This window comes from Pyxidicoccus sp. MSG2, assembly GCF_026626705.1.
GTDB lineage: Bacteria > Myxococcota > Myxococcia > Myxococcales > Myxococcaceae > Myxococcus.
In genome coordinates this window covers 11,069,498-11,094,433 of sequence record NZ_JAPNKC010000001.1, presented here as the reverse complement: position 1 = coordinate 11,094,433, position 24,936 = coordinate 11,069,498, and the positions used below count along the sequence as shown (strand labels likewise).

At 69.1% G+C, this 24,936-nt stretch carries 14 protein-coding genes; 11 read left to right on the top strand and 3 right to left on the bottom strand.

The genetic code is table 11. The features are described from left to right. Positions 1–19 precede the first annotated feature (19 nt). Entirely contained in the window at positions 20–2,242 is a 2,223-nt protein-coding gene (locus OV427_RS43020; protein WP_267862043.1) for a M4 family metallopeptidase, read from the top strand. Between the two features lie 67 nt (positions 2,243–2,309). Here OV427_RS43020 and OV427_RS43015 read toward each other — a convergent pair whose 3' ends face one another. Further along, positions 2,310–2,774: a tetratricopeptide repeat protein gene (locus OV427_RS43015; protein ID WP_267862042.1), complete on the bottom strand. Its 465-nt coding sequence runs from the start codon at positions 2,772–2,774 to the stop codon at positions 2,310–2,312. 103 nt (positions 2,775–2,877) lie between these two features. Here OV427_RS43015 and OV427_RS43010 point away from each other — a divergent pair, with 103 nt between their 5' ends. Beyond that, the gene (locus tag OV427_RS43010; protein WP_267862041.1) at positions 2,878–3,459 is read left to right on the top strand and encodes a hypothetical protein; all 582 of its coding nucleotides are present in this window, start codon (positions 2,878–2,880) and stop codon (positions 3,457–3,459) included. Positions 3,460–3,469: 10 nt separating this feature from the next. On the opposite strand, the gene OV427_RS43005 is transcribed toward OV427_RS43010, so the two are convergent. After that, complete coding sequence (locus tag OV427_RS43005) at positions 3,470–4,828, bottom strand: sigma-54-dependent transcriptional regulator (RefSeq protein WP_267862040.1); 1,359 nt, start codon at positions 4,826–4,828, stop codon at positions 3,470–3,472. Between the two features lie 4 nt (positions 4,829–4,832). Continuing rightward, positions 4,833–6,113 carry a sensor histidine kinase gene (locus OV427_RS43000; protein WP_267862039.1) on the bottom strand — a complete coding sequence of 427 codons (1,281 nt, stop codon included), beginning with the start codon at positions 6,111–6,113 and terminating at the stop codon, positions 4,833–4,835. 427 nt (positions 6,114–6,540) lie between these two features. On the opposite strand from OV427_RS43000, the gene OV427_RS42995 reads away from it, so the two are divergent. From OV427_RS42995 to drmC, 9 genes are all read left to right on the top strand, one after another. Continuing rightward, on the top strand, positions 6,541–7,947 hold the full coding sequence (locus tag OV427_RS42995) for a TolC family protein (RefSeq protein WP_267862038.1): 1,407 nt from the start codon (positions 6,541–6,543) through the stop codon (positions 7,945–7,947). 71 nt (positions 7,948–8,018) lie between these two features. Next, positions 8,019–8,702, top strand: a complete 684-nt coding sequence (locus OV427_RS42990) for an ABC transporter ATP-binding protein (protein ID WP_420718383.1) — start codon at positions 8,019–8,021, stop codon at positions 8,700–8,702. A 46-nt stretch (positions 8,703–8,748) separates the two neighbouring features. Continuing rightward, the gene (locus OV427_RS42985; RefSeq protein ID WP_267862037.1) at positions 8,749–10,341 is read left to right on the top strand and encodes an efflux RND transporter periplasmic adaptor subunit; all 1,593 of its coding nucleotides are present in this window, start codon (positions 8,749–8,751) and stop codon (positions 10,339–10,341) included. 18 nt (positions 10,342–10,359) lie between these two features. Then, a complete protein-coding gene (locus OV427_RS42980; protein ID WP_267862036.1) occupies positions 10,360–11,565 on the top strand; it encodes an ABC transporter permease in 1,206 nt (401 codons plus the stop codon). A 284-nt stretch (positions 11,566–11,849) separates the two neighbouring features. Beyond that, entirely contained in the window at positions 11,850–15,029 is a 3,180-nt protein-coding gene (drmD, locus tag OV427_RS42975; protein WP_267863568.1) for a DISARM system SNF2-like helicase DrmD, read from the top strand. After that, the gene (locus OV427_RS42970; protein ID WP_267863567.1) at positions 15,029–18,934 is read left to right on the top strand and encodes a DNA methyltransferase; all 3,906 of its coding nucleotides are present in this window, start codon (positions 15,029–15,031) and stop codon (positions 18,932–18,934) included. Before drmD ends, OV427_RS42970 begins: the two co-directional genes overlap by 1 nt. A gap of 8 nt (positions 18,935–18,942) precedes the next feature. After that, entirely contained in the window at positions 18,943–22,281 is a 3,339-nt protein-coding gene (drmA, locus tag OV427_RS42965; RefSeq protein ID WP_267862035.1) for a DISARM system helicase DrmA, read from the top strand. Then, on the top strand, positions 22,268–24,115 hold the full coding sequence (gene drmB / locus OV427_RS42960; RefSeq protein ID WP_267862034.1) for a DUF1998 domain-containing protein: 1,848 nt from the start codon (positions 22,268–22,270) through the stop codon (positions 24,113–24,115). The genes drmA and drmB overlap by 14 nt, the downstream gene beginning before the upstream one ends. Next, a complete protein-coding gene (gene drmC / locus OV427_RS42955; RefSeq protein WP_267862033.1) occupies positions 24,106–24,792 on the top strand; it encodes a DISARM system phospholipase D-like protein DrmC in 687 nt (228 codons plus the stop codon). Before drmB ends, drmC begins: the two co-directional genes overlap by 10 nt. Positions 24,793–24,936: the final 144 nt, after the last annotated feature.

Sequence of the window (24,936 nt, the reverse complement as noted above, 5' to 3'; positions counted from 1 at the left end):
CTTTGGAAAGGTCGTGCGCGTGAGCAATCGATTCTCGAGGACGTTCTGGGCGGCGTGGCTGGGCGCGGGGCTGGCGGCTTGTGGCTCTGCACAGCCGGAGTCGGAACAGCCGGCGGCGGGTGCGGCGAAGGACGCCGACATCCAGGCCGCGCTGGCCCGCCTCCCGGGTGCCGAGGTGCTGGGCCGTGAGGGCGAGGTGCCCTACTTCATCCGCGGCGAGCTGGGCCAGCTGGCCACGGACTCCGCGCAGAAGGCGCGCCTGGACGCCGGTGGCGAGGCGCGCGAGGCGCTGGCCGGCATCTCCGCGGCCTTCCGCCTGCGCAACGACGACCTGGTCTTCCGTCGTTCCACCGTGGACGCCCAGGGCCACAAGCACCTGCGCTTCCGGCAGCTCCTCCAGGGCCTCCCCGTGGTGGGCGCCGAGCTCGTCATCCACGCGGACTCGAAGGGCCAGATCTACGCGGCCAACGGCACGGCCCACGGCAGCGGCAAGGTCTCCGCGGAGCCGACGGTGGCCTCCGCCGCGGCGCTGAAGGCCGCGGAGCTGGGCTCCGGCGCGAGCGGCTCCACCGCGCGCGGCCCCGCCACCCTCGTCTTCATCCACACCGACGGTTCCGGCGAGGCGCGGCTGGCCTGGCAGGTGCGCACCGTGGGCGAGCGCGACGGCATGCCCGCCGATGACCTCGTCTACGTGGACGCGCAGCGCGGCGGCGTGCTGGCCGTGCACCCGCAGATCCACTCGGCCCTCAACCGCCGCGTCTACAGCGCCAACAACACGTCCACCACGCCGGGCACGCTGAAGCGCAGCGAGGGCCAGGCCGCCATTGGCGACGCGCACGTGGACATGAACTACGACCAGCTCGGCACCACGTACAACTGCTACCAGACGCTGTTCGGCCGCAACTCGTATGACAACGCGGGCGCGACGCTGACCAGCACCGTGCACTACAGCACCAACTACGTGAACGCCTACTGGGACGGCACGCAGATGGTGTACGGCGACGGCAACGGCGTGGACTCCATCGAGCTGGGCAAGGACCTGGACGTCACCGTCCACGAGCTGACCCACGCGGTGACGGACACCGAGTCGGACCTCATCTACTCGGGTGAGTCCGGCGGCCTCAACGAGTCCATGTCCGACATCTTCTCCGGCGTGTGCGAGAGCTGGACGCGCGGCTGGGCCACGGACGCGGACGTCTTCAAGGTGGGCGAGGACATCTGGACGCCCGGCATCTCCGGAGACGCCCTGCGCTACATGGACGACCCGGCGGCGGACGACGCCTCGCTGGACTTCTACGGCGACTACTCGTCCGGCGTGGACGTGCACTACAGCTCCGGCATCAGCAACCTCGTCTTCGCGCTGCTCTCCAAGGGCGGCACGCACCCGCGCGGCAAGACGAGCATCAACGTGACGGCGATTGGCCCGGAGAAGGCCGGCCGCATCTTCTACAAGGCCAACACGGACCTCTTCACGCCGAGCACCACCTTCGAGCAGGCGAAGACGTACACCATCCAGGCCGCACAGGCGCTCGGCTACGACGCGGCCACGGTGCAGGCCGTGACGGACGCGTGGCTCGCCGTCGGCGTGCCGCCCCCGCCGCCGGTGACGAACCCGCTGACCAACGGCGTGCCGGTGACGGGCCTGTCCGGCAGCGCCAACAGCAAGAAGTACTACACGCTCGAGGTGCCCGCCGGTCAGACGAGCCTGAAGTTCGAGACCGCCGGTGGCACGGGTGACGCGGACCTGTACGTGCGCTTCGGCAGCGCGCCGAACACCGGCACCTACGACTGCCGGCCGTACACCGGTGGCAACGCGGAGACGTGCAACTTCACCAACCCGCAGGCCGGCACCTGGTACGTCATGGTGAACGGCTACAGCTCCTACTCCGGCCTGACACTCACGGGCACGTACGGCGGCGGTGGCACGGGCGGGACTCCGACGACGACGACGGCGTCCGGCACGGTGACGAAGAACGAGAACGACCGCTACGGCCCGTATTCCGTGGTGCCCGGGACCACCTTCAGCGTGGTGATGACGGGCACGCTCAACCCCAACCTGTACGTCCGCTTCGGCACGCAGCCCACCCAGAACGCCTACGACTGCCGGCCGAACACGTCCGGCGCGTCGGAGACGTGCTCGCTGACGGTGCCCGCCGGCCAGACGGCGGCGCACATCATGGTGCGCGGCGCCGGCTCGGGTACGGCCTCGTACAACCTGACCATCAACTACACGCGGCCGTAGTCACACCGCGCAGTCGATGAAGCAAGGCGGGCGGCTTCCCCCAGGGGGAGGCCGCCCGTCGTGCTTTTCAGCGCGGGGATGTGGCCACGAGCGCACGCTCCAGGGCCGCCGCCTGCTGCTGAATCTCCGGGTCGGGCCCCCGGAGCGCCTTCTCCACGTGGGCCCGCGCCCGGCCCGGGTCCGTCTTCGCCAGGGCCATGGCCAGGTGCAGATTCGCCCGGGGGTGGTCCGGCCGGGCCACCAGCACGGGCGCCAGCACCCGCGCCGCCCCGGCGTCGTCCCCCTTCTCCATCAGGAACATGGCCAGGTCGCACGCGGGCTCCGGCGCGTCCGGCGCGCGGGCATGGGCGAGCTCCAGGAGCTCCTCCGCCCGGGCCCGCTCTCCAGCCAGGTCCAGGGCGCGCGCCAGGCCGTGCATCACCTCCACGGAGCCGGGTGACAGCAGGAGCGCCTCCTCCAACAGGCGGCGCCCCTCCCCCACGTTTCCGGCCTCCAGCCGGGCCATTCCGTCGCGATACAGGTCCGCTGCCACCAGGGTCTCCTCGCACCACGCGGTGCGTCAGTCACTTTCACGCAACTTGAGGCCTACAATCTCCGACAATGAGCGCATAGGAAACTTCTCCCCCAGGGTTCCCATGATCGTCCGCCCCCCGTCAGTCCCTGCCCGCCGCACCGTGTCCTCCGAGCCCGCCGCCGCCCGGCCCAACACCGCCGCTCCGGCGCGTCCCCAGCCGAAGGATACGTTCACCGGCGCCCCCACGGCGGCGCAGCGCACCGCGAAGGTGGCGGCCGCCCCGGCGGGTGACCACGGCAAGCTGATGAGCGAGTACCTCACCGGCGCCCGCCCGCCCCCGGCCGACTTCGAGAAGGTCATGGGCTACAAGCCCTACGCCATCCAGACGAAGCACGGCCAGCGGATGCAGGACCCGTTCGGCGACGCGTCGGCTCCCGGAAAGATTGGCCCGGACAAGGAGTTCGACCCGGCCGCCAAGACGCACGACTACGGCTACGACATCCTCCGCTACTACGCGAAGAAGGGCACCCCGCTTGCCCCCGAGGCGCGCAAGGCCGCGGACGCGCAGTTCCGCAAGGACCTGTTCGACTACGCCAATGACCAGAAGGGCTTCGGGGACCGCTGGAAGTTCCGGACGTGGGCGCAGATCTACGCCACCGCGGTGGAGCTGAACTCGCGCGTGCAGAACTACGGCCCCCCGTGAGCCGCCTGGCTCACTGCATGCCGTAGCGCCGCAGCTTGTCGTAGAGCGTCCGCAGGCCGATGCCCAGTCGCTGGGCGGCGCGCTTGCGGTTGCCACCCTCGGCCGCGATGGCCTGTTCGATGGCCATCCGCTCCAGCGCCTCCAGCGTCGTGTCCGGCACTCGCGCGTTGTCCCCGGGCGCCGCCGCCGGAGCGCCCTCGGAAGCCGGCGCGCTCGTGGGGTCCAGCCACAGGTGACGTGACTCCACCACCGGGCCGTCCGCGAGGATGGCGGCGCGCTCCAGTGCGTTGCGCAGCTCGCGCACGTTGCCCGGCCACGGGAAGTCCTCCAGGCGCGCGGCGGACTCGGGGGACAGCCGCAGCCCCGGGCGCCCCAGCTCCTCGCCGATGCGCCGGAGCAGCAGCTCCGACAGGGGCTTCAGGTCTTCGCGCCGCTCTCGCAGCGCGGGCAGGCGGATGGGGAACACGGCGAGGCGGTGGTAGAGGTCCTCGCGGAACTCGCCGCGCGCCATCATCGCCCGGAGGTCGCGGTTGGTGGCGGCCACCCAGCGCACGTCGGCCTCCAGCGTCCGTGTGCCGCCCACCCGTTCGAAGCGCCTTTCTTGAAGGACGCGCAGCAGCTTCGCCTGCAGCTCCGCCTTCAGCTCGCCCACCTCGTCGAGGAAGAAGGTGCCGCCCTGGGCCAGCTCGATGCGTCCGCGCCGCTGGGCCACCGCGCCGGTGAAGGCGCCCTTCTCGTGGCCGAACAGCTCGCTCTCCAGCAGCGTCTCCGTGAGGGCCGCGCAGTTGACGGCCACGAAGGGCCCCTCCGCGCGCTCGCTCTGCTGGTGGAGGGCGCGCGCGGCCACCTCCTTGCCGGTGCCGCTCTCGCCCACCAGCAGCACCGTGGCCTGCGTGGGCGCCACCTTGCGCAGGGCCTCCACTACCGGGGCCATGGCCGGCGCGCCCCAGCTCAGCACCACCTCGCCCGCGGAGTGCCGGGCCTCCGCCTTGAAGTTGAGCAGCGAGCGCCGCTCCAGCGCCCGCGCCACCGTCAGCCGCAGCTCGGCCGGGCTGCTCACCGGCTTGGTGAGGTACTCGAAGGCGCCGGCCTTCATCGCCGCCACCGCGCTCTCCACCGAGCCGACGGCGGTGAGCACGATGACCTCCACGTCCGGCTGCTCCTCGCGCACCTTGCGCAGGAGCGCCAGCCCGTCCAGGCCCGGCATCTTCAGGTCCGTCAGGAGCAGGTCCACGCCCTGCTTCGCCAGCAGCCGCGCCGCCTCGTCGCCGTCGGCGGCCGTCGTCACCGCGTGGCCCTCGTACTCCAGCGCCTCGGCCAGGAACGAGCGCACGCCCTCTTCGTCATCCGCCACCAGGATTCGCGCCATGGCTTCAGCTCCCCCGCGAAGGAACGGTGAGGCGGAACTCCGCGCCCCCGTTCGCGTGACTGCGCGCGCTCACCGTGCCGCCGTGCAGCTCGACGATGCGGCGGGTGATGGACAGGCCGAGCCCCACGCCGCGCAGGCGCCCCGTGACGAACGGCTCGAAGATGCGCTCCTCCTCGCCCGCGGGGATGCCGGGCCCGTGGTCCTTCACGGTGAACACGAGTGACTTCCCCTCCTGCTCCACGCGCACCTCCACACGCTGCCCCGCCGGGCTCGCCTGCACGGCGTTGCGCAGCACGTTCTCCAGCGCCTGCTGCAGGCGTCCGGCGTCGAGCGCCCAGTGCGTGCCCGCCGGCAGGTAGCGGGCCTCCACGCTCGCCTCGCCCGTGGCCTCCACCGCCGCGCGGAGCACGTCGTTCGGGTCCACGTCCACGCGCCGCAACTCGCCGCTGCGCACGAAGCCGAGCAGATCATTCAGCAACTGCTCCAGCCGCACGGCCTCGTTCACCACACGGTCCACCTTGGGGCGCAGCGCCTCGTCGCGCTCCACCCGCTCGGCCAATAGCTGCGCGTGGCCCTTGAGCGAGGCCAGCGGGTTGCGCAGCTCGTGCGCCAGCACCGCGGACATGGTGCCCAGCGCCGCGAGCCGGCGCCCGCGCTCCAGCTCCTCCGCCAGGGCCTCGCGCTGGGCCTGTGCTCGCGAGAAGGCGAAGGCAAGCGCGAGGATTCCTCCGCACGACACCATCGCCACGATGAGCAGCCGCTGCGAGCGCGACTCCAGCTCCTGCGCGGTGAGTGGCTCGAACTCGTAGGCGATGCGCAGCATCTTGCGCGGGTCCTGCGGCTCCGGGGGCGGCGTCACCGCCGGGGCCTCTCCGGCCCTGGCCGGAGGACGCGGCCGCCGCAGCCGGTGGACGAGCTGGGCGCGGCTCCCGTCGAGCCGCAACTGGGGCCCGTCCTGCTGCAGGACGAGGTCTCCGACGGAGCCCTCTCCCGCCGAGGCCAGCACCTTCCCGTCCTCGATGATGGCCACGTAGCGCAGCCCGCCGTCCTTGTGGGCCGCGAGGAAGGCCTCGATGGCCTCCTGGCTGGGCACGCCCGTCGAGTCGCGGAAGGCCTCCACCCCGGCGAGCATCAGCACGTTGGCCATGCCGCGCTTCACCAGCGAGGAGGACTCCAGCGCCGAGCGGCGGATGAACAGCGCCGCGGACAGCAGCACCGCGCACATCAGCACCGCCGCCCCCCACGGCATGAGGGGACCGCGGCGCCACCACGACATGGCGCTCATCGTCGACCTCCGCTGCGGGGACTCCAGGTCCAGGGGCTCGCCTTCCACACTGCGAACTCTGCATGCGGAGTGCGGAATCCGCACTCCCTTCCAGCCGGGCACCCCGTCCCGCGGGCACCACCTCGCTCGGCTGTCTCCAACGTCATGGGCACCTCCCCAGGGGAACGGAGCGCGACCCGGAGGCCGCAGGCTGGGAGGACGGGCAGGCACGGGGTGCCAGCACGTCCTCGCCGCCGCCTGTTCCACTGCAATCAGGAGGCCCACACGCCTTTCACGGGCGCTCCCGAGGGACACGGGCGACTCGGGTGCCACCTCCGCGAGGAGGGCCGCCGGGCGGACATGCGGAATCCGCAGTCGGGGCGCGGTTTCCGCAGGGGCCTGGGCGAATTCAACTGTGGTTTCAAGGGGTTGAGGGCTGGCAAGCGGTATGCAGTCCCCTCTCGCGATGAAGACGCCCCAGACAGCGTGGTCGAAGAAGCGGCCCCACCGGATGACGGCCCTGGCCCTGGGCTTCCTGGGGCTGGTGTCGGCGCCGGGCGTGGGTCTGGCGCAGGCCCCCGCGGAGGCGCAGCCGCAACAGCAGCGCCCGGAGGAGACGCCGCAGCCGCGCCCGGCGGTGAGTGTCACCCTGGAAGAGGCCATTGCCCGGGCGCTGAAGACGAGCCCGCAGGTGGCGCAGGCCGCCGGCACCGTGACGACCTCCGAGGCGGCCGAGCGCAGCGCCTTCGGTGCGTACCTGCCGAGCCTGTCGGCGAACGCGAGCAGCTCGCTGGCGAGCAGCAACCGGTTGGACCCGGAGACGGGCGCGGTGACGTCGGGCTCCAACGACACGTACAGCGCGGGCCTGTCGGCCGGGTGGGACGTCTTCACGGGCGGCCAGCGTGGAGCCAACAGTCGCCAGGCGAAGGCGCAGTCGAGCGCGGCCGAGGCGCAGCTCACCGCGCAGCAATCCAGCGCGGTGCTCGACGTGGAGCGCTCCTTCTACGAGGTGCTCCGCGCGCAGGGCCTGGAAGAGGTGGCCCGCTCGCGAATCGAACGGGCGAAGGGAAACGCGGAGGCCGCGGACCGGCGGCTGGCGGTGGGCTCGGCGACGCGCTCGGACGTGCTGCGCTCGCAGCTCGAGCTGACCACGGCGCGCGAGGCCCTGCTCACCGCCCAGACGCAGCGCGACTCGGCGTCCCTGGCACTGGGGCGGCTCATCGGAGAGGACGGTGCGGTGGACGCGAAGCCGCTCGACAACCTGGACCCGAAGCCCCTGCCGCTCACCGAGGATGCGCTGGTGAATGAAATCGCGGCGCGGGCGCCGTCGGTGCTCGCGGCGGAGGCGAACCTGCGCTCCTCGGAGGCGGGCGTTGGCGCGGCGAAGTCGGAGTACCTGCCCTCGGTGCGGCTGTCCGCGGGCTACGACTGGTTCAACCAGGACCTGGCCTTCACGGGCGGCCGGACGAGCTGGTCCGTGCGGCTGGGCCTCTCCTACCCCATCTTCGACGGCTTCCTCCGCGAGGAGCGCGTGGTGCGCGCGCGGACGCAGGAGTCGGTGTCGCAGGCGCAGCTCGCGGACACGCGGCGCGCGGTGCGCTCGGGTGTGGGGCAGTCGCTGAGCCAGCTGCGCCTCACGTCGGAGCGCATCAACTTCGCGAAGCAGTCCGTCGAGGTGGCCCAGGAGGACGTCAAGGTCCAGCAGGAGCGCTACCGCCTGGGGGCCACCACCATCCTGGAGCTGCTGACGTCCCAGGAGAGCCTGGTCCAGGCGCAGATCAACCTGGTGGCCGCGCGCTTCGACTACCAGATTGCCCGCGCCGAGCTGGAGGCGCTGGCCGGGAGGCGGCTGTGAATCCCACCACGAGCACGCAGCCGCAGCCGGAGACGGGGCCGGTGCCCACGGGCGGGCGGGACATCTCGGACGTGGTCATCCGCGTCGAGGGGCTGCGCAAGGACTACAAGATGGGCTCGGAGGTGGTGCGCGCGCTGCGCGGCGTGGACCTCACCATCCGCCGCAACGAGTACGTGGCGGTGATGGGCCCGTCCGGCTCGGGCAAGTCCACCTTCATGAACCTCATCGGCTGCCTGGACGTGCCCAGCGGCGGGCAGTACTGGCTCAACGGGCAGCCGGTGGCGGGCATGTCCGAGAACGACCTGGCGCGCATCCGCAACCGGGAGCTGGGCTTCGTCTTCCAGAGCTTCAACCTGCTGCCCCGCGCCTCCGCGTTGGACAACGTGGCGCTGCCGCTCATCTACGCGCGCGTGCCCAAGAAGGTCCGGCGCGAGCGCGCGGCGGCGATGCTGGAGAAGGTGGGCCTGGGAGCGCGCAAGGACCACCGGCCCAACGAGCTGTCCGGTGGTCAGCGTCAGCGCGTGGCCATTGCCCGCGCGCTGGTGACGCACCCGGCGCTGCTGCTGGCGGACGAGCCCACGGGCGCGCTCGACAGCCGCACGGGAGAAGAAATCATGGCCCTCTTCGGCGAGCTTCATTCGCAGGGCCAGACGTTGATGCTCGTCACGCACGAGTCGGACATCGCGGCGCACGCGCAGCGGGTGCTGTTCCTGAAGGACGGCGTCATCGAGCGGGACGAGCGGAAGCGGGACTGAGCAGCGCCGTGCCTCGTGCGCGGCGACATGGACCTTGGAGGACGTCGTGAGCAAGACGAAGAAGTGGGTCATCACGGGCGCCGCGGCGCTCCTGCTCGGTGCGGGCGGCTACGTCATCAAGACGCGCACCGCCGAGCCGCAGGCGCAGGAGCAGTCCACGTCGGTGGCGGTGGTGGAGCGCAAGGACATGGAGGTGGTCGCCGAGGCCTCCGGCCTGGTGGAGCCGCTGCGCGTGGTGGAGGTGAAGTCGAAGGCCTCGGGCGAGGTGCTGCGCGTGCACTTCGACACCGGCGACACGGTGGAGAAGGACGCGCTGCTCGCGGAGGTGGACCCGCGCGACGTGCAGAACGCGCTGGCCCAGGCGCAGGCGGACGTGGAGTCCGCGCGGGTGCGCATGAGCACCACGGAGGCCCAGCGGCTGCGCCTGGAGGAGTTGCGCAAGTCCGGCTACGTCACCCAGCAGGAGTACGAGGCCGCGGTGGACGCGTCCGCCACGGCGCGGGCGACGAAGGTGCGGGCGGAGACGAACCTGCAGCTCGCGAAGGAGCGCAGTCGGGACGTCACCCTCCGCGCGCCGATTGCGGGCACGCTGCTGGAGCGGACGATTCAGCCCGGCCTCATCATCGCCTCGGCGACGTCGAACGTGTCGGGCGGCACCACGCTGTTCAAGATGGCGGACCTGTCGGTGATGCAGGTACGCGCCAAGGTGGACGAGACGGACGTGGGGCAGATCAAGGCCGGCCAGAAGGCCCGCGTGACGATGGAGGCCTACCCGGGCCGCGTCTTCATGGGCGACGTCGTCAAGGTGGAGCCGCAGGCCCTCGTCGAGCAGAACGTCACCCTCTTCCCGGTGATTGTCCGGCTGGACAACCCGGAGGGGCTGCTGCGGCCGGGGATGAATGCGGAGGTGTCCATCGAGATTTCGCGTCGGCGTGATGCGGTCACCGTGCCGAACGCGGCGGTCGCGAGCATGAAGGATGCCCGCTCCGCCGCGACCGCGGTGGGAGTCTCCGAGGAGGCCGTGCGCGCGGTGATGCGTCCGGCGGGCGGGGCCCCTGGCGCGGGCGGTGCGAGCGGCGCTGACAACACCGGCAATGGGAACGCGGCGGAAGGCAATGGAACCGTCTCCAGGGGTGGCGGCGCGCGCGGCCGGGGCATGGGTGACGGCGCGGGCAATGGCGACGCGAACGCGGGCGGCGCCGGGACGCCGGGTGGTGCGACGACCACCGCCACCACGGGCGGCGCTGCCGCAGCGGCGGCGGGCGCCAACGCGGGCGCGGCAGGAGCCGTGGCGGGTGCCGGCGGAGCGACTGTGGTGCCGGCGGCGGGCCAGGGCGGAGGCCGTGGTGGCCGGGGTGCACGAGCCGGCAGTCAGGCCACGGGCGACACACGGCCGGCCATCGTCTTCGTGCAGGGCGCGAAGGGAACGGAGCCTCGGCGGGTGGTGCTCGGCATGAGTGACTGGGAGAGCTCGGAGGTGGTCAGCGGGCTGGAGCCCGGTGAGAAGGTGCTGCTCATCTCCGTCGCGCAGCTCAAGGCACAGCAGCAGCGGAGCACGGAGCGGATGCGCCAGATGGCCGGCGGAATCGTTCCCGGCGCGGGCGGCGCCGGCGGACGCGGCGGTGGTGGAGCGCGGTAGTCAGGAGGAGGCCAGGTCATGGGTGAAATCATTCGGGTCGCGTTCGACGCGGTCCTCGCCAACAAGCTGCGGTCGCTCTTGACGATGCTGGGCATCGTCATCGGCATCGCCGCGGTCATCACCATGGTGGCGCTGGGCGAAGGCGCGCAGCGCTCGGTGGCGCAGCGGCTGCAGACGCTCGGCACCAACGTCCTCACGGTGCGCCCCGGCCAGTCCTTCGCGGGCGGCCTCGGCCGGGGACAGGCGTCGATGACCATCGACGACGCGGAGGCGCTGCGGGCGAACCCGAAGCACATCCAGGCCGTGGCCCCCGAAATCGAGTCGCGCTTCCAGGTGGAGTACGGCGCCGCCAACGCCAACCTGTCCGTCGTGGGCACCTGGCCGGCCTACTTCGACATCAACCAGGGCCGGGTGGTGACGGGCCGCCTCTTCACGGACGCGGAGGACCGGGGCCGCCGGCGCGTGGTGGTGCTGGGCGCGCTGGCGGGTGCGCAGCTCGGCCTGAAGGACTCCTCGTCGCTGGTGGGCGAGAGCGTCCGCATCCGCGGCATCCCCTTCGAGGTCATCGGCGTGCTGGCGGAGAAGGGAGCCCAGGGCTTCTCGAACCCGGATGAGAGCCTCTACATCCCGCTGGCCACCGCGCAGTTCCGGGTGATGGGCAGCGACCGCATCCGCTCCATCGCCGTGCAGGCGACGGACGACAAGTCCATGGACGATGCGATGATTGAGATTGATTCGACGCTCCGGCGCGAGCACCGGCTGCGGCCGGAGGCGCAGGCGGACTTCAACATCCGCGACCAGGCCTCGCTGCTCACCACCATGCAGGAGACGACGGAGACATTCTCCCTGCTCCTGGCCGGCATCGCCGCCATCTCCCTGCTGGTGGGAGGCATTGGCATCATGAACATCATGCTGGTGTCCGTGACGGAGCGGACGCGTGAAATTGGCCTGAGAAAGGCATTGGGCGCCACGGGCATGGACATCATGCTCCAGTTCCTCGTGGAGTCGCTGGTGCTGTGTCTCGCGGGTGGCACGCTCGGGCTGCTGCTGGGCGTGGGCGGCGCCACGGTGTTGCAGAAGGTGGCGGGCTGGACGGTGGTGGTCGCGCCAGAAGCCATCGTCGTGGCCATCGCCTTCTCCGCGACGGTGGGCGTGTTCTTCGGAATCTGGCCCGCCCGGCGCGCGGCGAGCCTCGCTCCCATCGAGTCGCTGCGGTACGAGTGAGGGTGGCACCGGCAGCGGCGGGTTCGATTCCCGCCGCCTCCACTGAGCATCTCCCGGAAAGGATTCAGCTTTTCGGGATCTCATTCCCTTCTTTTTCCAATACGAAGGAGAAGGACTCACCCTCGATGAGACCGACATGAACCGGTGGCTACGAAGGTTTCTGCGCTGAGCGGATAGAAGTATCGGCGCCCTTCGCATAACTCGATTGATAACGCAATCCCCGCGGAGGGGTATGGTCCGCAACATTCCTGTAGCGGAATGTTGCTCCCGTGCCCATCGCTCCCATGCCGTGCGCGGGTGATATCGCGCAGGTCCGACACCGTCAGTATCTGGTCAACGAGGTCATCGCTCCTTCGGATGTCCGGGAGCAACACACCCTCGTTCGTCTCACGTGTCTCGATGATGACGCACAGGGGCGCCCCCTGTCTGTCTTGTGGGAGCGTGAGCTCGCCGCTCGGGTCATCCGACCCGAACAGGGTGGATTGGGAACGCCTGAGCGTTTCGACGAGCCCCGTCACTTCGCCGCGTATCTGCACGCGCTCAAGTGGAGTTCCGTCACCGCCACCGACGCCCGGCTCTTCCAGGCGCCGTTCCGCGCGGGCATCCACTTGATGAATCACCAGCTCACGCCTCTCAAGAAGGCGCTTGAGCTGCCCCGGGTGAACCTCTTCATCGCCGATGACGTAGGTCTCGGAAAGACCATCGAGGCTGGGCTGGTGTTGCAGGAACTCATCCTCCGCCAGCGCGTGGACCGCGTCCTCATCGTCTGCCCGGCGTCGGTGACGCTCCAGTGGCGCGATGAGATGGAGAAGCGCTTCGGTCTGCGCTTCGAAATCTTCAACAGCGAGTTCGTCTCCCGCCGCCGTCAGGAGCGCGGCTTCCAGGTCCCAGTCTGGGCCACGCACTCACGCTTCATCGTGTCGTACCAGACGCTGCGGCGCAGCGAGTACTTCGAGCCGCTGAAGACCCTCCTGGAGGAGAAGGGTCACCACAAGTCCCTGTTGGTGCTCGACGAGGCGCACGTCGTCGCGCCCGCCTCGGCCAGCCGATACGCCATCGACACGGAGACCACTCGCAGCATCCGCTCACTGGCGGAGCGCTTCGAGCACCGGCTCTTCCTCTCCGCTACGCCCCACAACGGCCACTCCAACAGCTTCTCCGCGCTGCTGGAGATGTTGGACCCACAGCGCTTCACGCGGGGCACCCGCGTCCGCGAATCGCAGCTGGCTCCCGTCATGGTGCGCCGGCTCAAGGGCGACCTTCGCGCCCTGGGCAGCTCACAGCGCTACCCCGAGCGGCACGTGGTGGGCGTGCGGCTGACGCATGACTCGGGACGCTGGCACGCCGAGTGGCTCGCCCCGGACGGAAAGACCGTCGAGCAGCGTGTCGACCTGGGCGAAGCCTCTGCTCCGGAACTGGAGCTGTCCCAGAAGCTCGCGCTCTACACGGAGCTCATGGCGCCCGGAACGAAGCAGGGGCGCCTGGTCTTCATCAACCTCCAGAAGCGCCTCCTCTCCAGCATCGAGGCGTTCCACCGCACCCTCTCCGTCCACGCGGCGGCTTTCGGTGCGGGAGCGATGGCTCCCGACGGCGGAGCGCTCACCGGCGACACAGCTCCTGAGTCCGAGGAGCACGGCGAGACGGACGACGCACTCGAGCTGTCGTTCGCGGAGACCATCCGCGAGGACAGTCAGGATCTGTCCGCCACCGTCCAGGCGCGCAAGCTCCTGGATGACATGCTCAAGTTGAGCGCCCGGCACCGCGCTGCCCGGGACGCGAAGCTACGGGCCCTGCTCCACTGGATTCGCGAGCACCAATGCCCGCTCACCCGAGGCGCCGCATGGAAGCCCCGCCGGGTCATCGTTTTTACCGAGTATGGCGACACGCTCCGCTACCTCAAGGAGCAGCTCACCGCCGCCTTCGAGGGTACCCAACGGGGCGATGAGCGCATCCTCACGCTGACGGGCGGCATCGATGACGTGAAGCGCGCGGAGGTGCAGGCCGCCTTCAACGGCTCGATAGAGGAGTTCCCCGTGCGGGTCCTCCTCGCGACTGACGCCGCACGCGAAGGCATCAATCTGCAAGGACACTGCGCGGACCTCTTCCACATCGACGTTCCGTGGAATCCCTCGCGCATGGAGCAGCGCAACGGTCGCATCGACCGGGCCCTGCAACCCGCGCCCTCCGTCCGCTGCGGCTACTTCGTCTACGGCCAGCGCGCCGAGGACGCGGTGCTCGACACCCTCGCGCGCAAGGTAGAGACCATCACGCGTGAGCTGGGCAGCCTGGGCTGCGTGCTGATGGACCAGATGCACGAGGCCCTCGCCTCGGGCATCACGAAGGGCACGCTGCAAAGCCTTTCCCGCGCCGCGACCTCGACTCGCACGGAGGTGACGAAGCGAGAACTGGAGTCCCAGCGCACGCTCCAATCCCTGCGCAAGGAGCTGGATGCGATTGGAGAGCTCCGCGAGCGCAGCGGCAAGGTGATGGACTTCAATCCCGTCCTGCTGCGCGATGCGCTGGACGTGGGGTTCGAGCTGGCCGGCGCGGGCCGGTTGGAGCGAGAGGCCATCACGGAAGAGGGCCGAACGATGGAAGCCTGGAAGGTCCCCGCCCTTCCCGCTTCGTGGAACACGACCCTGGATTCCATTCGTCCGCGCCGGGAGCGCGACGAGGCAACATGGGAGTGGCGCAAGCGCCCCCTGTCTCCCGTCGTCTTCGAGGCACCTCCGGGCGTCTCCAGCAAGCTCGTCCACCTGCACCTGTCCCATCCGCTCGTCCAGCGGGTGCTCCAGCGGTTCCTGGCGCAGGGGTTCTCCGCGAACGACCTGAGCCGTGTCACGGTGGTCCAGACCCAACGCGACGCAGTGGCGCGCGTCATCGTCTTCGGCCGGTTGTCGCTCTTTGGCGAGGGCGCCGCGCGGCTCCATGACGAGGTGGTCTCTGTCTCGGCAAGGTGGCTTGACGGCGGCGGCCGCGGGCACCTGAAGCCCTTCGCGGACGAGGCGGACCGCAAGGCGATCGACCAACTGGAGACCACGCTGGCGGAAGCGCCCGCGCTCTCCGCGACACCGAAGGCCGTCCAGAAACGGCTGTTGGCCCGTGTCGAGTCCGATTTCTCGAAGCTCTGGTCCGCCATCGAGGAACAGGCCTCGGTGCGGGAGCAGGATGCTCGCAAGAAGCTGGCGGCGCGGGGGGCGTCCGAAGCCAAGGCGCTGACACAGATTCTCCTGACACAGCAGGAGGCCATCCAGGATGCCCTGGGCGAGCAGCTCGAGCTCAAACTCGACGCCCGGGCGGAGCAGGACCAGTGGAGGAGGGACAAGGTCCACCTCGAGCAGCGATTGACCGCGCTCGGAAGGGAGCTCGTCGAACAACCCGAATCCTTGAAGGCCACCTACGCCGTGCGGGTCGCCCGTCTGGTGCCCGTGGGCATGGTCTACCTGTGGCCGGGGGCGCGCTGATGAACGGCCAGAACCTTGGCGGGGACGTCGAGCGTCGCTATCACCAGACATGGATGGGGATGGCGCAGCCCATCGAAGGACTGGTGGTCTCCATCCCAGTCCTCGAGGACGCGCAGTGCATGCAGCGCCTGCCGGTGTCCGCGCAGTCGCGGTTCGTCCTGCTGGCGGGCCGGGAGTCACCTCGCGTGACGGATGTCCCGCGCTTCCTCCGGGAGGTGCTGGGCTACGCCGAGGATGATTTCACCACGAGGTTTCCGGAGGACCTCCAGCTCGACATCGCTGAGGGGCAACAGACGATCAAGCCCACGCGGGGGCTGTTGCGACGAGGGCCTCCTCCCGCGAAGCCGGAAGGGTTGCCGGATGATTCCACGCCCATCAGCCGCGCCGCGGAAGGCTTCGCGCTCCTGACCTGGGAGCTGCCGGCCGGGTTGGACCTGGACAAGAAGGAAGACACCACGGGCGCGTGGTTCTACGAACCAACCGCCAAGTTCGACCGCCTGCTGCGCGCGGCCCGTGTCCCCATTGGTCTGCTGTTCAACGGGGACTCCGTGCGCCTGGTCTATGCGCCCCACGGAGAGACGTCAGGGCACATCACCTTCCGGTTCAAGGACATCGTCACCGCCAGCGGTCGTCCGCTGTTCGACGCGATGGTGATGCTCCTGCACGCGCGCCGCTTCTTCGGCGTGCTGCCCGAGCATCAGCTTCCCGCGCTCCTGGAGCAGTCGCGCCGCCGGCAGGCGGATGTCACCGACGAACTGGCCGACCAGGTCCTGGAAGCGCTTGGCATCCTCCTCACGGGTTTCGAGACGGCCGCTGAACGGGATGGCTCCCGGGCCCTGGACGAGGCGTTCTCACAAGGTGAGGACCATGTCTACGGCGGGCTCCTCTCCACGCTCTTGCGGCTCGTCTTCATCCTCTACGCGGAGGACCAGGGTCTGCTTCCCGTGGGCCAGGAGCCATACCGCGATGACCTGTCGGTGAAGGCACTTCACGCGCAACTCGTCGAGGACTCCAGCCAATACCCCGATTCGATGAACCGGCGCTTCGGTGCGTGGCCACGGTTGCTGGCGCTCTTCCGGTGCATCTACCTGGGAGCCTCGCACGACAAGCTGCGAATGCCGGCACGGCGAGGACAGCTCTTCGACCCTGACACGTTCCCCTTCCTGGGAAGCGCGAGTTCCGCCGATGTGCGGGTGCCTCCCATTGATGACGAGACGGTCCTCCAGGTCCTGGAACGGCTCATCTTCCTCAAGGGACAGCGACTGAGCTTCAAGTCGCTCGACGTGGAGCAGATTGGCTCCGTGTACGAGGGACTGATGGGCTTCCACGTGAAGCGCCTGACCGGTGCTGGAATCTGCCTCAAGCCTTCAAGGGTATGGGTCTCCGTGAACGAGGTGCTGGCCCAGCCCGCGAAGCGGCGCGCGACGTGGGTGGAAGAGGAAGCGGGCCTCGACGCGAAGGCGGTGAAAGCCCTGTCGAAGGCGTTGGAACAGGCTTCGACACAGCAGATGGTCCTGACCGCGCTGGAGCCGTACCGCGTGAAGGGGACCGAGACACGGCGAGCATCCCAGTTGGTACTCCAGCCTGGCGACGAGCGGCGACGGACCAGCAGCCACTACACGCCTCGAAGTCTGTCAGCGCCCATCGTCCGCCGGGCTCTGGAGCCTTTGCTCAAGACGATGGGGCCGCAGCCGTCTTCAGAAAGACTCCTCAACCTGAAGATCTGCGACCCGGCCATGGGGTCGGGTGCGTTCCTGGTGGAGTCCTGCCGCTTTCTCGCGGACCAGGTTGTCGCAGCCTGGACACGTGAGGGCGTGCTGAAGCGTGACAAGCACGAGGACGAGGTGATGCGGGCACGCCGGCTGGTGGCCCAGCGATGCCTGTACGGCGTGGACAAGAATCCGTGGGCCGTGAAGCTCGCAAAGCTGTCACTGTGGCTCGTGACGTTGGCGAAGACGGAGCCCTTCACCTTCCTGGACCATGCGCTCAAGTGTGGTGATTCGCTGGTCGGGCTCGACCTGGATCAGCTTCAAGCGTTCCACTGGGACCCGACCAGCAAGAAGCAGTCGGAACTGTCCTGGGCGTTCATCGCGAAGGCGCTGAAAAGCTCGCTGGAGAAGCGCGAGAAGATCCTCCAGCTCGCGCTCGACCTGGAAGGGCCGGAGCGCAAGCCGCTGCAACTGGACCTGGATCCCGGCCGGGTGAAGGAGGGGCTTCTCCGCGACGCGGACGAGGCGTTGGAGGACATCAAGCGGATCGCCAATGCGTGCGTCGGGGCGTTCTTCGCCCATGGCTCGGACAAGGAGCGGGAGAAGGAGCGCGTCCGCCGGTTGGAGCTAATTGGGGCGTGGCTGTCCAAGGCGAAGAATGGGGTTCCGCCTCCCATGCCGGCGGACATCGCGGCGTTCTCCGCGCCGTCATGGACGTTTCACTGGCCGCTGGAGTTCCCGGAGGTATTTCATGGGAGCCGACCGGATCCGCTCGACAACGAGCAACCCAACAAGGCGGCCTGGATCGATGGGTTCGTGGGGAACCCACCGTTCGCGGGGAAGAACGCCATCATCGAGACGGGCGGAGAGAACTACCTTCCGTGGCTCCAGGCGGTTCATGAGGGTGCGCACGGCAACGCGGATCTCTCCGCTCACTTCTTCCGCCGTGCGTTCCATCTGCTGGGCGAACACGGCAGCTTCGGATTCATCGCCACCAACACCATCGCGCAGGGGGACACGAGAGCCACGGGACTGAAGTACCTGGTGGACCACGGCGGCCACCTCTACGACGCCGTGCGCTCCATGAAGTGGCCGGTGGCTGGCGCCAACGTCTCGGTGTCCGTGGTGCATCTGGCGAAGGGCCACGTCTCAGACTTGAAACTGGATCCTCGCCTGGATCGCCTGCCCGTGAAGTGCATCAACTCTCGGCTACGTGGCAAACCTGAACGCCCGGATCCCGTGGCGATTGGTGCCAATGCTGGCAAGAGCTTCGTTGGGGCGTACGTCTTGGGAATGGGGTTCGTACTCAGTCCTGAGCAGCGCTCCACTCTTGTTTCGAAATCATCAAAGAACGCGGCGCGCATCTTTCGCTACGTGGGTGGCGAGGAACTCAACTCCGACCCGAGTCCCGAACTCGAAAGGCACGTCATCAACTTCGGGCAGATGGAACTACAGGAGGCGGAGCGCTGGCCGGAACTCATTCGCATCGTACGGGAGTTGGTGAAGCCTGAGCGAGACAAGGTCAAGGACAGAGGAGCGAAGCAGTTCTGGTGGCAATTCATCCGACCGCGTCCCGAGCTCTATCAAGCGCTCCGCCCGCTAAGTCGTTGCCTCACGACCTCTCGAGTCTCGAAGCACTTGATATTCTCGTGGCAACCGTCGTCTGTTGTATTCAGCGAACAAGTCATTGTCGTTCCCGTAGAGCAGGACTGCTGGCTGACGGTGCTGCAAGCGCGAGTGCACGAAGTCTGGGCCCGGCTTCTGTCGTCATCTCTCGAGGACCGCCTTCGTTATGCCCCTAGCGATTGCTTCGAGACCTTCCCCTGTCCTGACTTCGGGAACGCATCAGCTCTCGACCGCATCGGCGAACGGCTCCACTTCGAGCGCAGCCAGTACATGCAGGCCCACAACATCGGCCTGACAACCACGTACAACCGGCTCAAGGACAAGTCCGTCACCGACACAGCGACGCAGCACCTGCGCGACCTGCACGTGGCCGTGGATCAGGCCGTCCTGGAGGCCTACGGCTGGAATGACATCCACGCCCCTCCGTACTGCGGCGCCACTCCCAAACAGTTCGAAGCCTTCGAGGACGAAGTTCTCGACCGCCTCTTCGACCTGAACGCGCACCGCGCCTACGAGGAAGCCAACCCCATCGCCCGCCGTCCCGCGAAGTCCCGCGCCCAGACCGCCTGAGCCCTCCCATGACTGGCCCTGACACGGGAGCGGTCCGCTCCCACCTCATCGATGCGCTCGAAGCGGACCTCGTCGGTCCGTTCCACAAGCCTCCTGGCGCTCCTGTCTCGGACGCACCCGAAGTGCTCCGCACACCACCGTCCCGTTGGTACCTGACCGGCTTCCTCGTCCCGCTCGACCAGGGCGTCATCGAGGATGACCCCGACGACGAGGAAGACGACCTGGCTGCAGGCAATGACGAGGACAACGAGGAAGCCTCCCGCCCCGACCCGAGCGCCAAGAAGGTGCGCCGCCTGCCCGCCTCCATGGGCCTGTCCGTTTTCGTCCCCTCGGGCACGACCCAGATCACCGCCCATGTCTGCTGGGCCGACTACCAGCGCATCGAAGCAGAGGGTCGCAAACAGTGGAGCCGTACCTTCCACCAACGCACCGTCACCCTGTTGCTGAAAGACTCGGTGCTGCGCGAAGGCCTGTACCTCCATGACAGCCAGGGCCTGCGCCTGGAAGGCCACGTGGAGAAGACGCGCGAAGGCGAGCTCGCGGTCGCCATCTTCCTCGTCAACGCGCGCCCGCCCACCAGCACCGCTGTCGACCGCGACGAGGCCTATGCCTTCCAGACCCACCTCGCCCTGGAATGCGCGCAGGGCTTCGTCAGCCGACAGGACTCCAGCGACGTCAGGAGCGAGGACGACGACGACCGCGTCAACGACCTCCAGTTCCGCGACCGCCAGCGGTGGGCCGTGGGCCATGGCATCTCCGTGCGTGTCCCATCCACCTCCGTGCCCGTCACCCGCGTGGAAACGGACTGGCTGCCTCGCGTCGAGGTGCTCCCTGTCGAAGCGCGTCAGATTGACGAAGTCACGGTGGGCATGGAGCAGCTCGCCGCGTTCACGACCCCCGCGGAGGCCGTAGCGGCCCTGCTCCCCCTGGTCCGGACCTACCGTGAATGGGTGGCCACCCAGGCCACTGTCGCTGTCGGCAGCGAACGCCGCGAGGAGACACGGGATGAGCTCATCCGCAGGGCTCGACGCGCGGCAGAGCGCATCGAGGAGGGCATCCAACTCCTGGCACGGGAACCTCTCGCCTTCGACGCCTTCCGCTGGATGAACAGCGTCATGGCCCAGGCGGAACGCAAGGTACGGCAGGACGAAGCGCCGAAATGGCGTCTCTTCCAGCTCGCCTTCATCCTGCTCAACCTCCCCTCCGTCGAGCACGAAGGCCACGCGGACCGTGAGCTCGTGGAGCTCATCTTCTTCCCCACCGGCGGCGGAAAGACGCAGGCCTACCTGGGCCTCATCGCCTTCACCCTGCTCCTGCGCCGCCTCCGGGGCCAGGCCCACCTCCACGGCGGCCTGGGCGTGGCCGTGCTGCTGCGCTACACGCTGCGGCTGCTCACACTCGACCAACTCGGTCGCGCCGCGACACTCATCTGCGCGCTCGAAGTGCTCCGCCAGCAAGAGCCGAAACGCCTGGGAGCCGTGCGCTTCTCCATCGGACTGTGGGTCGGCCGCTCCGCGACCGCCAACACGCTGGAGCAGGCATCCACGCAGATCACCGAGTACAAGAACGACAACGGCGCCCGCGCGCAATCTCCCTTCCCGCTCGCCACCTGCCCCTGGTGCACCACGCCGTTCGAACGGGAGTGCTTCATCCTCCGGCCGTCCAAATCCAAACCCCAGGAAGTGCTCGTCGGCTGCGCGAACATCGCATGCGCCTTCAACCTGGGCCGCAACCCGGAAGGGCTCCCCGTCCTCTTCGTCGACGAGCAGATCTACCGCGAGCTGCCCTGCTTCCTCGTCGCCACCGTGGACAAGTTCGCCATGCTGCCGTGGCGCGGAGAGACGGGATTGCTCTTCGGCCGCGTCCTGGGTCGCACCGGGAAGCGCTTCGTCGGCCCGTGCAACGATGCCGCGGACGTGAAGGCGGCGCTCGTGACGCTCCCGAAGGGGCTGCCTCCCCCGGAGCTCATCGTGCAGGACGAGCTGCACCTCATCTCCGGCCCGCTGGGCTCCATGGTGGGCCTCTACGAAGGCGCCGTCCTGACGCTCGCGCCCCGGGCGAAGTTGGTGGCCTCCACCGCCACCGTCCGCCGCTCCCGGCAACAGGTGAGTCGCCTCTATGGACGGGACGTCGCGCTCTTCCCTCCACCAGGCGTGGATGCCTCCGAGACGTTCTTCGCGTCCGTGGGCAAGAAGGGCGCGCGCCAATACGTGGGCGTGGCGGCACCCGGGCGGCCCATGAAGGCCATCCTGCTGCGCGTCTATGTCAGCCTGCTCGCCGCCGCCGCGTGCGGCGAACACCTTCATGGCGCCGTGAGCGCAGACCCGTACCTGACGCTCGTCGGCTACTTCAACAGCTTGCGCGAACTGGGCGGTATGCGCCGGCTGGTCGAGGACGAGGTGCGCCGACGGGTGATGGACCGCGTCCGCCGTCATCCGGAGGACTTCGACAAGAAGGCCGAGCATCCCTGGTACCGGGGCAGGACCATCCGCGGCGAGCCCATCGAGTTGACCAGCCGGGAGAAGACCGCTGACATCAAGGCGTCGAAGAGCCGCCTGGAGCTCACGCACGGTCAGCCCCAGAGCATCGACGTCGTGCTCGCCAGCAACATGATCTCCGTCGGCGTGGACATCGACCGGTTGGGACTCATGGTCGTGGCGGGACAGCCCAAGACGACCAGCGAGTACATCCAGGCATCCAGCCGCGTGGGCCGCAAGATGAACAAGCCCGGCCTCGTGGTGACGTGCCTCAACGCGGCCAAGCCCCGCGACCGCAGCCACTACGAGCGCTTCGGGACGTACCACGAGTCGTTCTATCGCTTCGTCGAAGCCACCTCGGTGACACCCTTCTCGGCACCAGCGCTCGACCGGGGGCTCGCGGGCGTGGTGGTGGCGCTGGGCCGGCTGCTGGACACCGCCATGACCGCGCCCCTGGAGTGGAAGTCGCTGCAGACGCACCGGGACGCGCTGGAGCAGGCGCTCGAAACCCTGGCGAAGCGCGCTGGCCGAGGGCTGCCCAAGGAGGAGTCGGAGCGCGCCAGCGGCATCGTGATGCAGCGCGCGCGAAGCCTGCTCGACTCGTGGCGCAACATCATCGAGCAGGCGAAGAAGGACGCCGCCCAGCGCGCGTACTCTCCCTACGACCCGGAGGGAAAGGGGCTCAAGCCCCTGCTGCGCGGCTTCCTGGACCCCACCGACAACCTCACCCAGGACGAGCTCAAGTTCGAGGCGCCCACGTCCATGCGTGACGTGGAGTCCTCGGTGCACCTGTGGATTTCACGTCAACCGCTGGGCGGCTACCGCGCCCCGAAGGCAGCGACGGAGGAGGTGGCGCATGACGAACCGTAGGAAGTGGACCAGGGCCCGCCCGACGCGGCCGCCGGCTGGGCGCGTGCGCCAGAGCCAGGTGGTCTCCACCTTCGGTCCGGGCAGCATGCTGGACCTGCTGAACGACGCAGTCCTCGTGGGCGGCCTGGACTTCTGGCGTCTCAAGGGCCAGGGCGAGGTGGTCAACGAGCCACGGCTGCTGGAGATCGTCGAGCCGCTCTACCACCGCAACAAGTGGCCGCTCAGCAAGGAGGCCCCCTTCCGCAAGCCCCCCGCTGGGGATGAGCGAGAGCCGACGGAGTCCTGCGGCATCCAGGTGTATGAGTTTCCGCGCTGGTTCGTCTGCCAGAACCCCCACTGCCGCACGCTGGTGCGGGCCAACAGCTTGGAGCGCGTGAACCAGGAGTACCGCCACCGCTGCGCGGGCGTGGACGCGAAGCCCGAGCGCTGCGTGCCGGTGCGCTTCGTCGCGGCCTGTCCACGGGGGCACCTGTCGGACATCGACTGGACCTGGTGGATGCACGAGCGCAAGCCTTGCGACGCCCCCCAGCTCAAGCTCGAGGAGGGTGTGAGCGGTGACTTCAGTGACATCGAGGTCGCGTGCTCGACGTGCGGCAAGCGCAGGCGCCTCATCGACATGACACACAAGGAGCAGCAGGACCACTGCGACGGGGAGCGGCCCTGGCTGGGATTGGAGGCGCGGGAGCGCTGCGACGAGAAGCGGCGGCTGCTGGTCCGCACCGCCAGCAACGGCTACTTCGCGCAAACCACCAGTGCCATCACCATCCCTGAACCGGAGTCGCTCCGGCGCAAGGTGCAGTCCGCGTGGAGCATCCTCCAGTCAGCCACCGCGGAGACCCTGCCGGCCTTCCGGACCATTGCCCAGGTGCAGGCGGCGCTCGGCTCCGCCTCCAACGCGGAGGTGCTGGCGGCCATCACGGCGGAGCGCGAGCACACGCCCGAAGCCGTCCCGGAGATCCGCACTGCGGAGTGGCTCCAGTTCCTCGCGCAGCCACGGGAGAAGCCTGGCGAGATGCCCCGGGACCGCACCGAGGTCTTCTGGGCCCGGCGCATCGCTCGGCCCCAGGGACTGCCCTCGCTGGTCGAACGCGTGGTGCTGGCGCGACGGCTGCGGGAGGTCCAGGCCCAGGTCGGCTTCACGCGGCTGGAGCCCCTGTCGAAGGACCTCCAGGGCCGCTACGACCTGGACGTGGCGCTCGCGCCGATGTCGCTCCACCGGGACTGGGTACCCGTCACGGAGATGCAGGGCGAGGGCATGCTGCTGGTGCTCGACGAGCAGCAGGTGCATGCCTGGGAGATGTCCGAGCCCGTGCTGCGGCGCGAGGACGTGCTCAGGGCTGGATATGAGCGCTGGAAGCAGGGCTCCGGCTCGAAGCTCCCCTTCCCGGGCGTGCGGCTCTACCTGCTCCATTCGCTGGCGCACCTGTTGATGACGGAGGTTGCGCTGGAGTGTGGCTACCCCGCGAGCTCCATCCGCGAGCGGCTCTACTGCGCGCCGCACAGCGACGCCGTCCCAATGGCGGGCATCCTGTTGATGACGGGCACCACGGGCGCGGAAGGCACGCTGGGCGGCCTGGTGGAGGAGGGCCGGCGACTGGGGCAACACCTTGCCCGGGCGCTGGAGGACGCGCGCCTCTGCTCCAACGACCCCGTCTGCGCGCATCACGAACCCACGGGCCGTGACGACCGCGACCTGGAGGGCGCCGCGTGCCACGGGTGCCTCTTCCTCCCCGAGTGCTCCTGCGAGCGCTTCAACCAGTACCTCGATCGCGCGCTCGTCGTGCCCACGCTGGGCCACGAGGACGTCGCCTTCCTGAAGACGCCGTGGACCTGAGCGGCGTGGCGACGCTGGACCTGGAGCGACTGAAGGCCGTGGTGGGCACGCGGCGGCTCGGGTTTCCGTTGTCCCGACTGGCGCTCCAGGGAGAGGGGCTGGAGCGGCTGACGGGGGAGGTCGCGGCGTTGAACGCGCTGGGACGGGAGGGAACGCTGGTGCTGCTGGACACGGTGCTCGTGGAGCGGCGCGCGGGTGCCCGGCGGCCGGAGCTGGTCTGGACGGGGCCGGAGACCCGCTGGAGCGGCGCTCGCGACACGGCGGTGGTGCTGGCGGACCTGTTCCACAAGGCCACGAGCACGGTGCTGGTGGCCGGGTTCGCGTTCGACCACGCGGCGGACGTGTTGGGGCCGCTGCACGAAGCCCTCCAGCGAGGCGTGAGTTGCAGACTCTATACGAGCGCACCGGTGGCCTCGGCGTTCCTGCGGGAGCACTGGCCCTTCGGTCCGCCCTGTCCGGAGTGCCACGGCTTCTCACCCAGGAGGGGTGTCTTCGCCAGCCTGCATGCGAAATGCGTCGTGGTGGACGCACGATGGGTCTTCGTGACGTCCGCGAACTTCACGAACCGGGGACAGACACGGAACATCGAAGTGGGCGTGCTGCTGGAGGACACGCACCTGGCCGCGGTGCTGGAGGCCCAGTTCTCCACGGGGGAGTGGTTCTCACGGGTCGCCTGATTCGGCATGGCGCCGGATGGAGTCCAGTGAATGCGTCCCGTGACGAGAGTCTCGGAAGTGTCCCTATAAGTGTGTAGCAGGCCGGCTCGGAGTATTCGAAGAGCCAGCAAGGAGCGGGGAAGCTCCTCGGTGAACCCAACCACC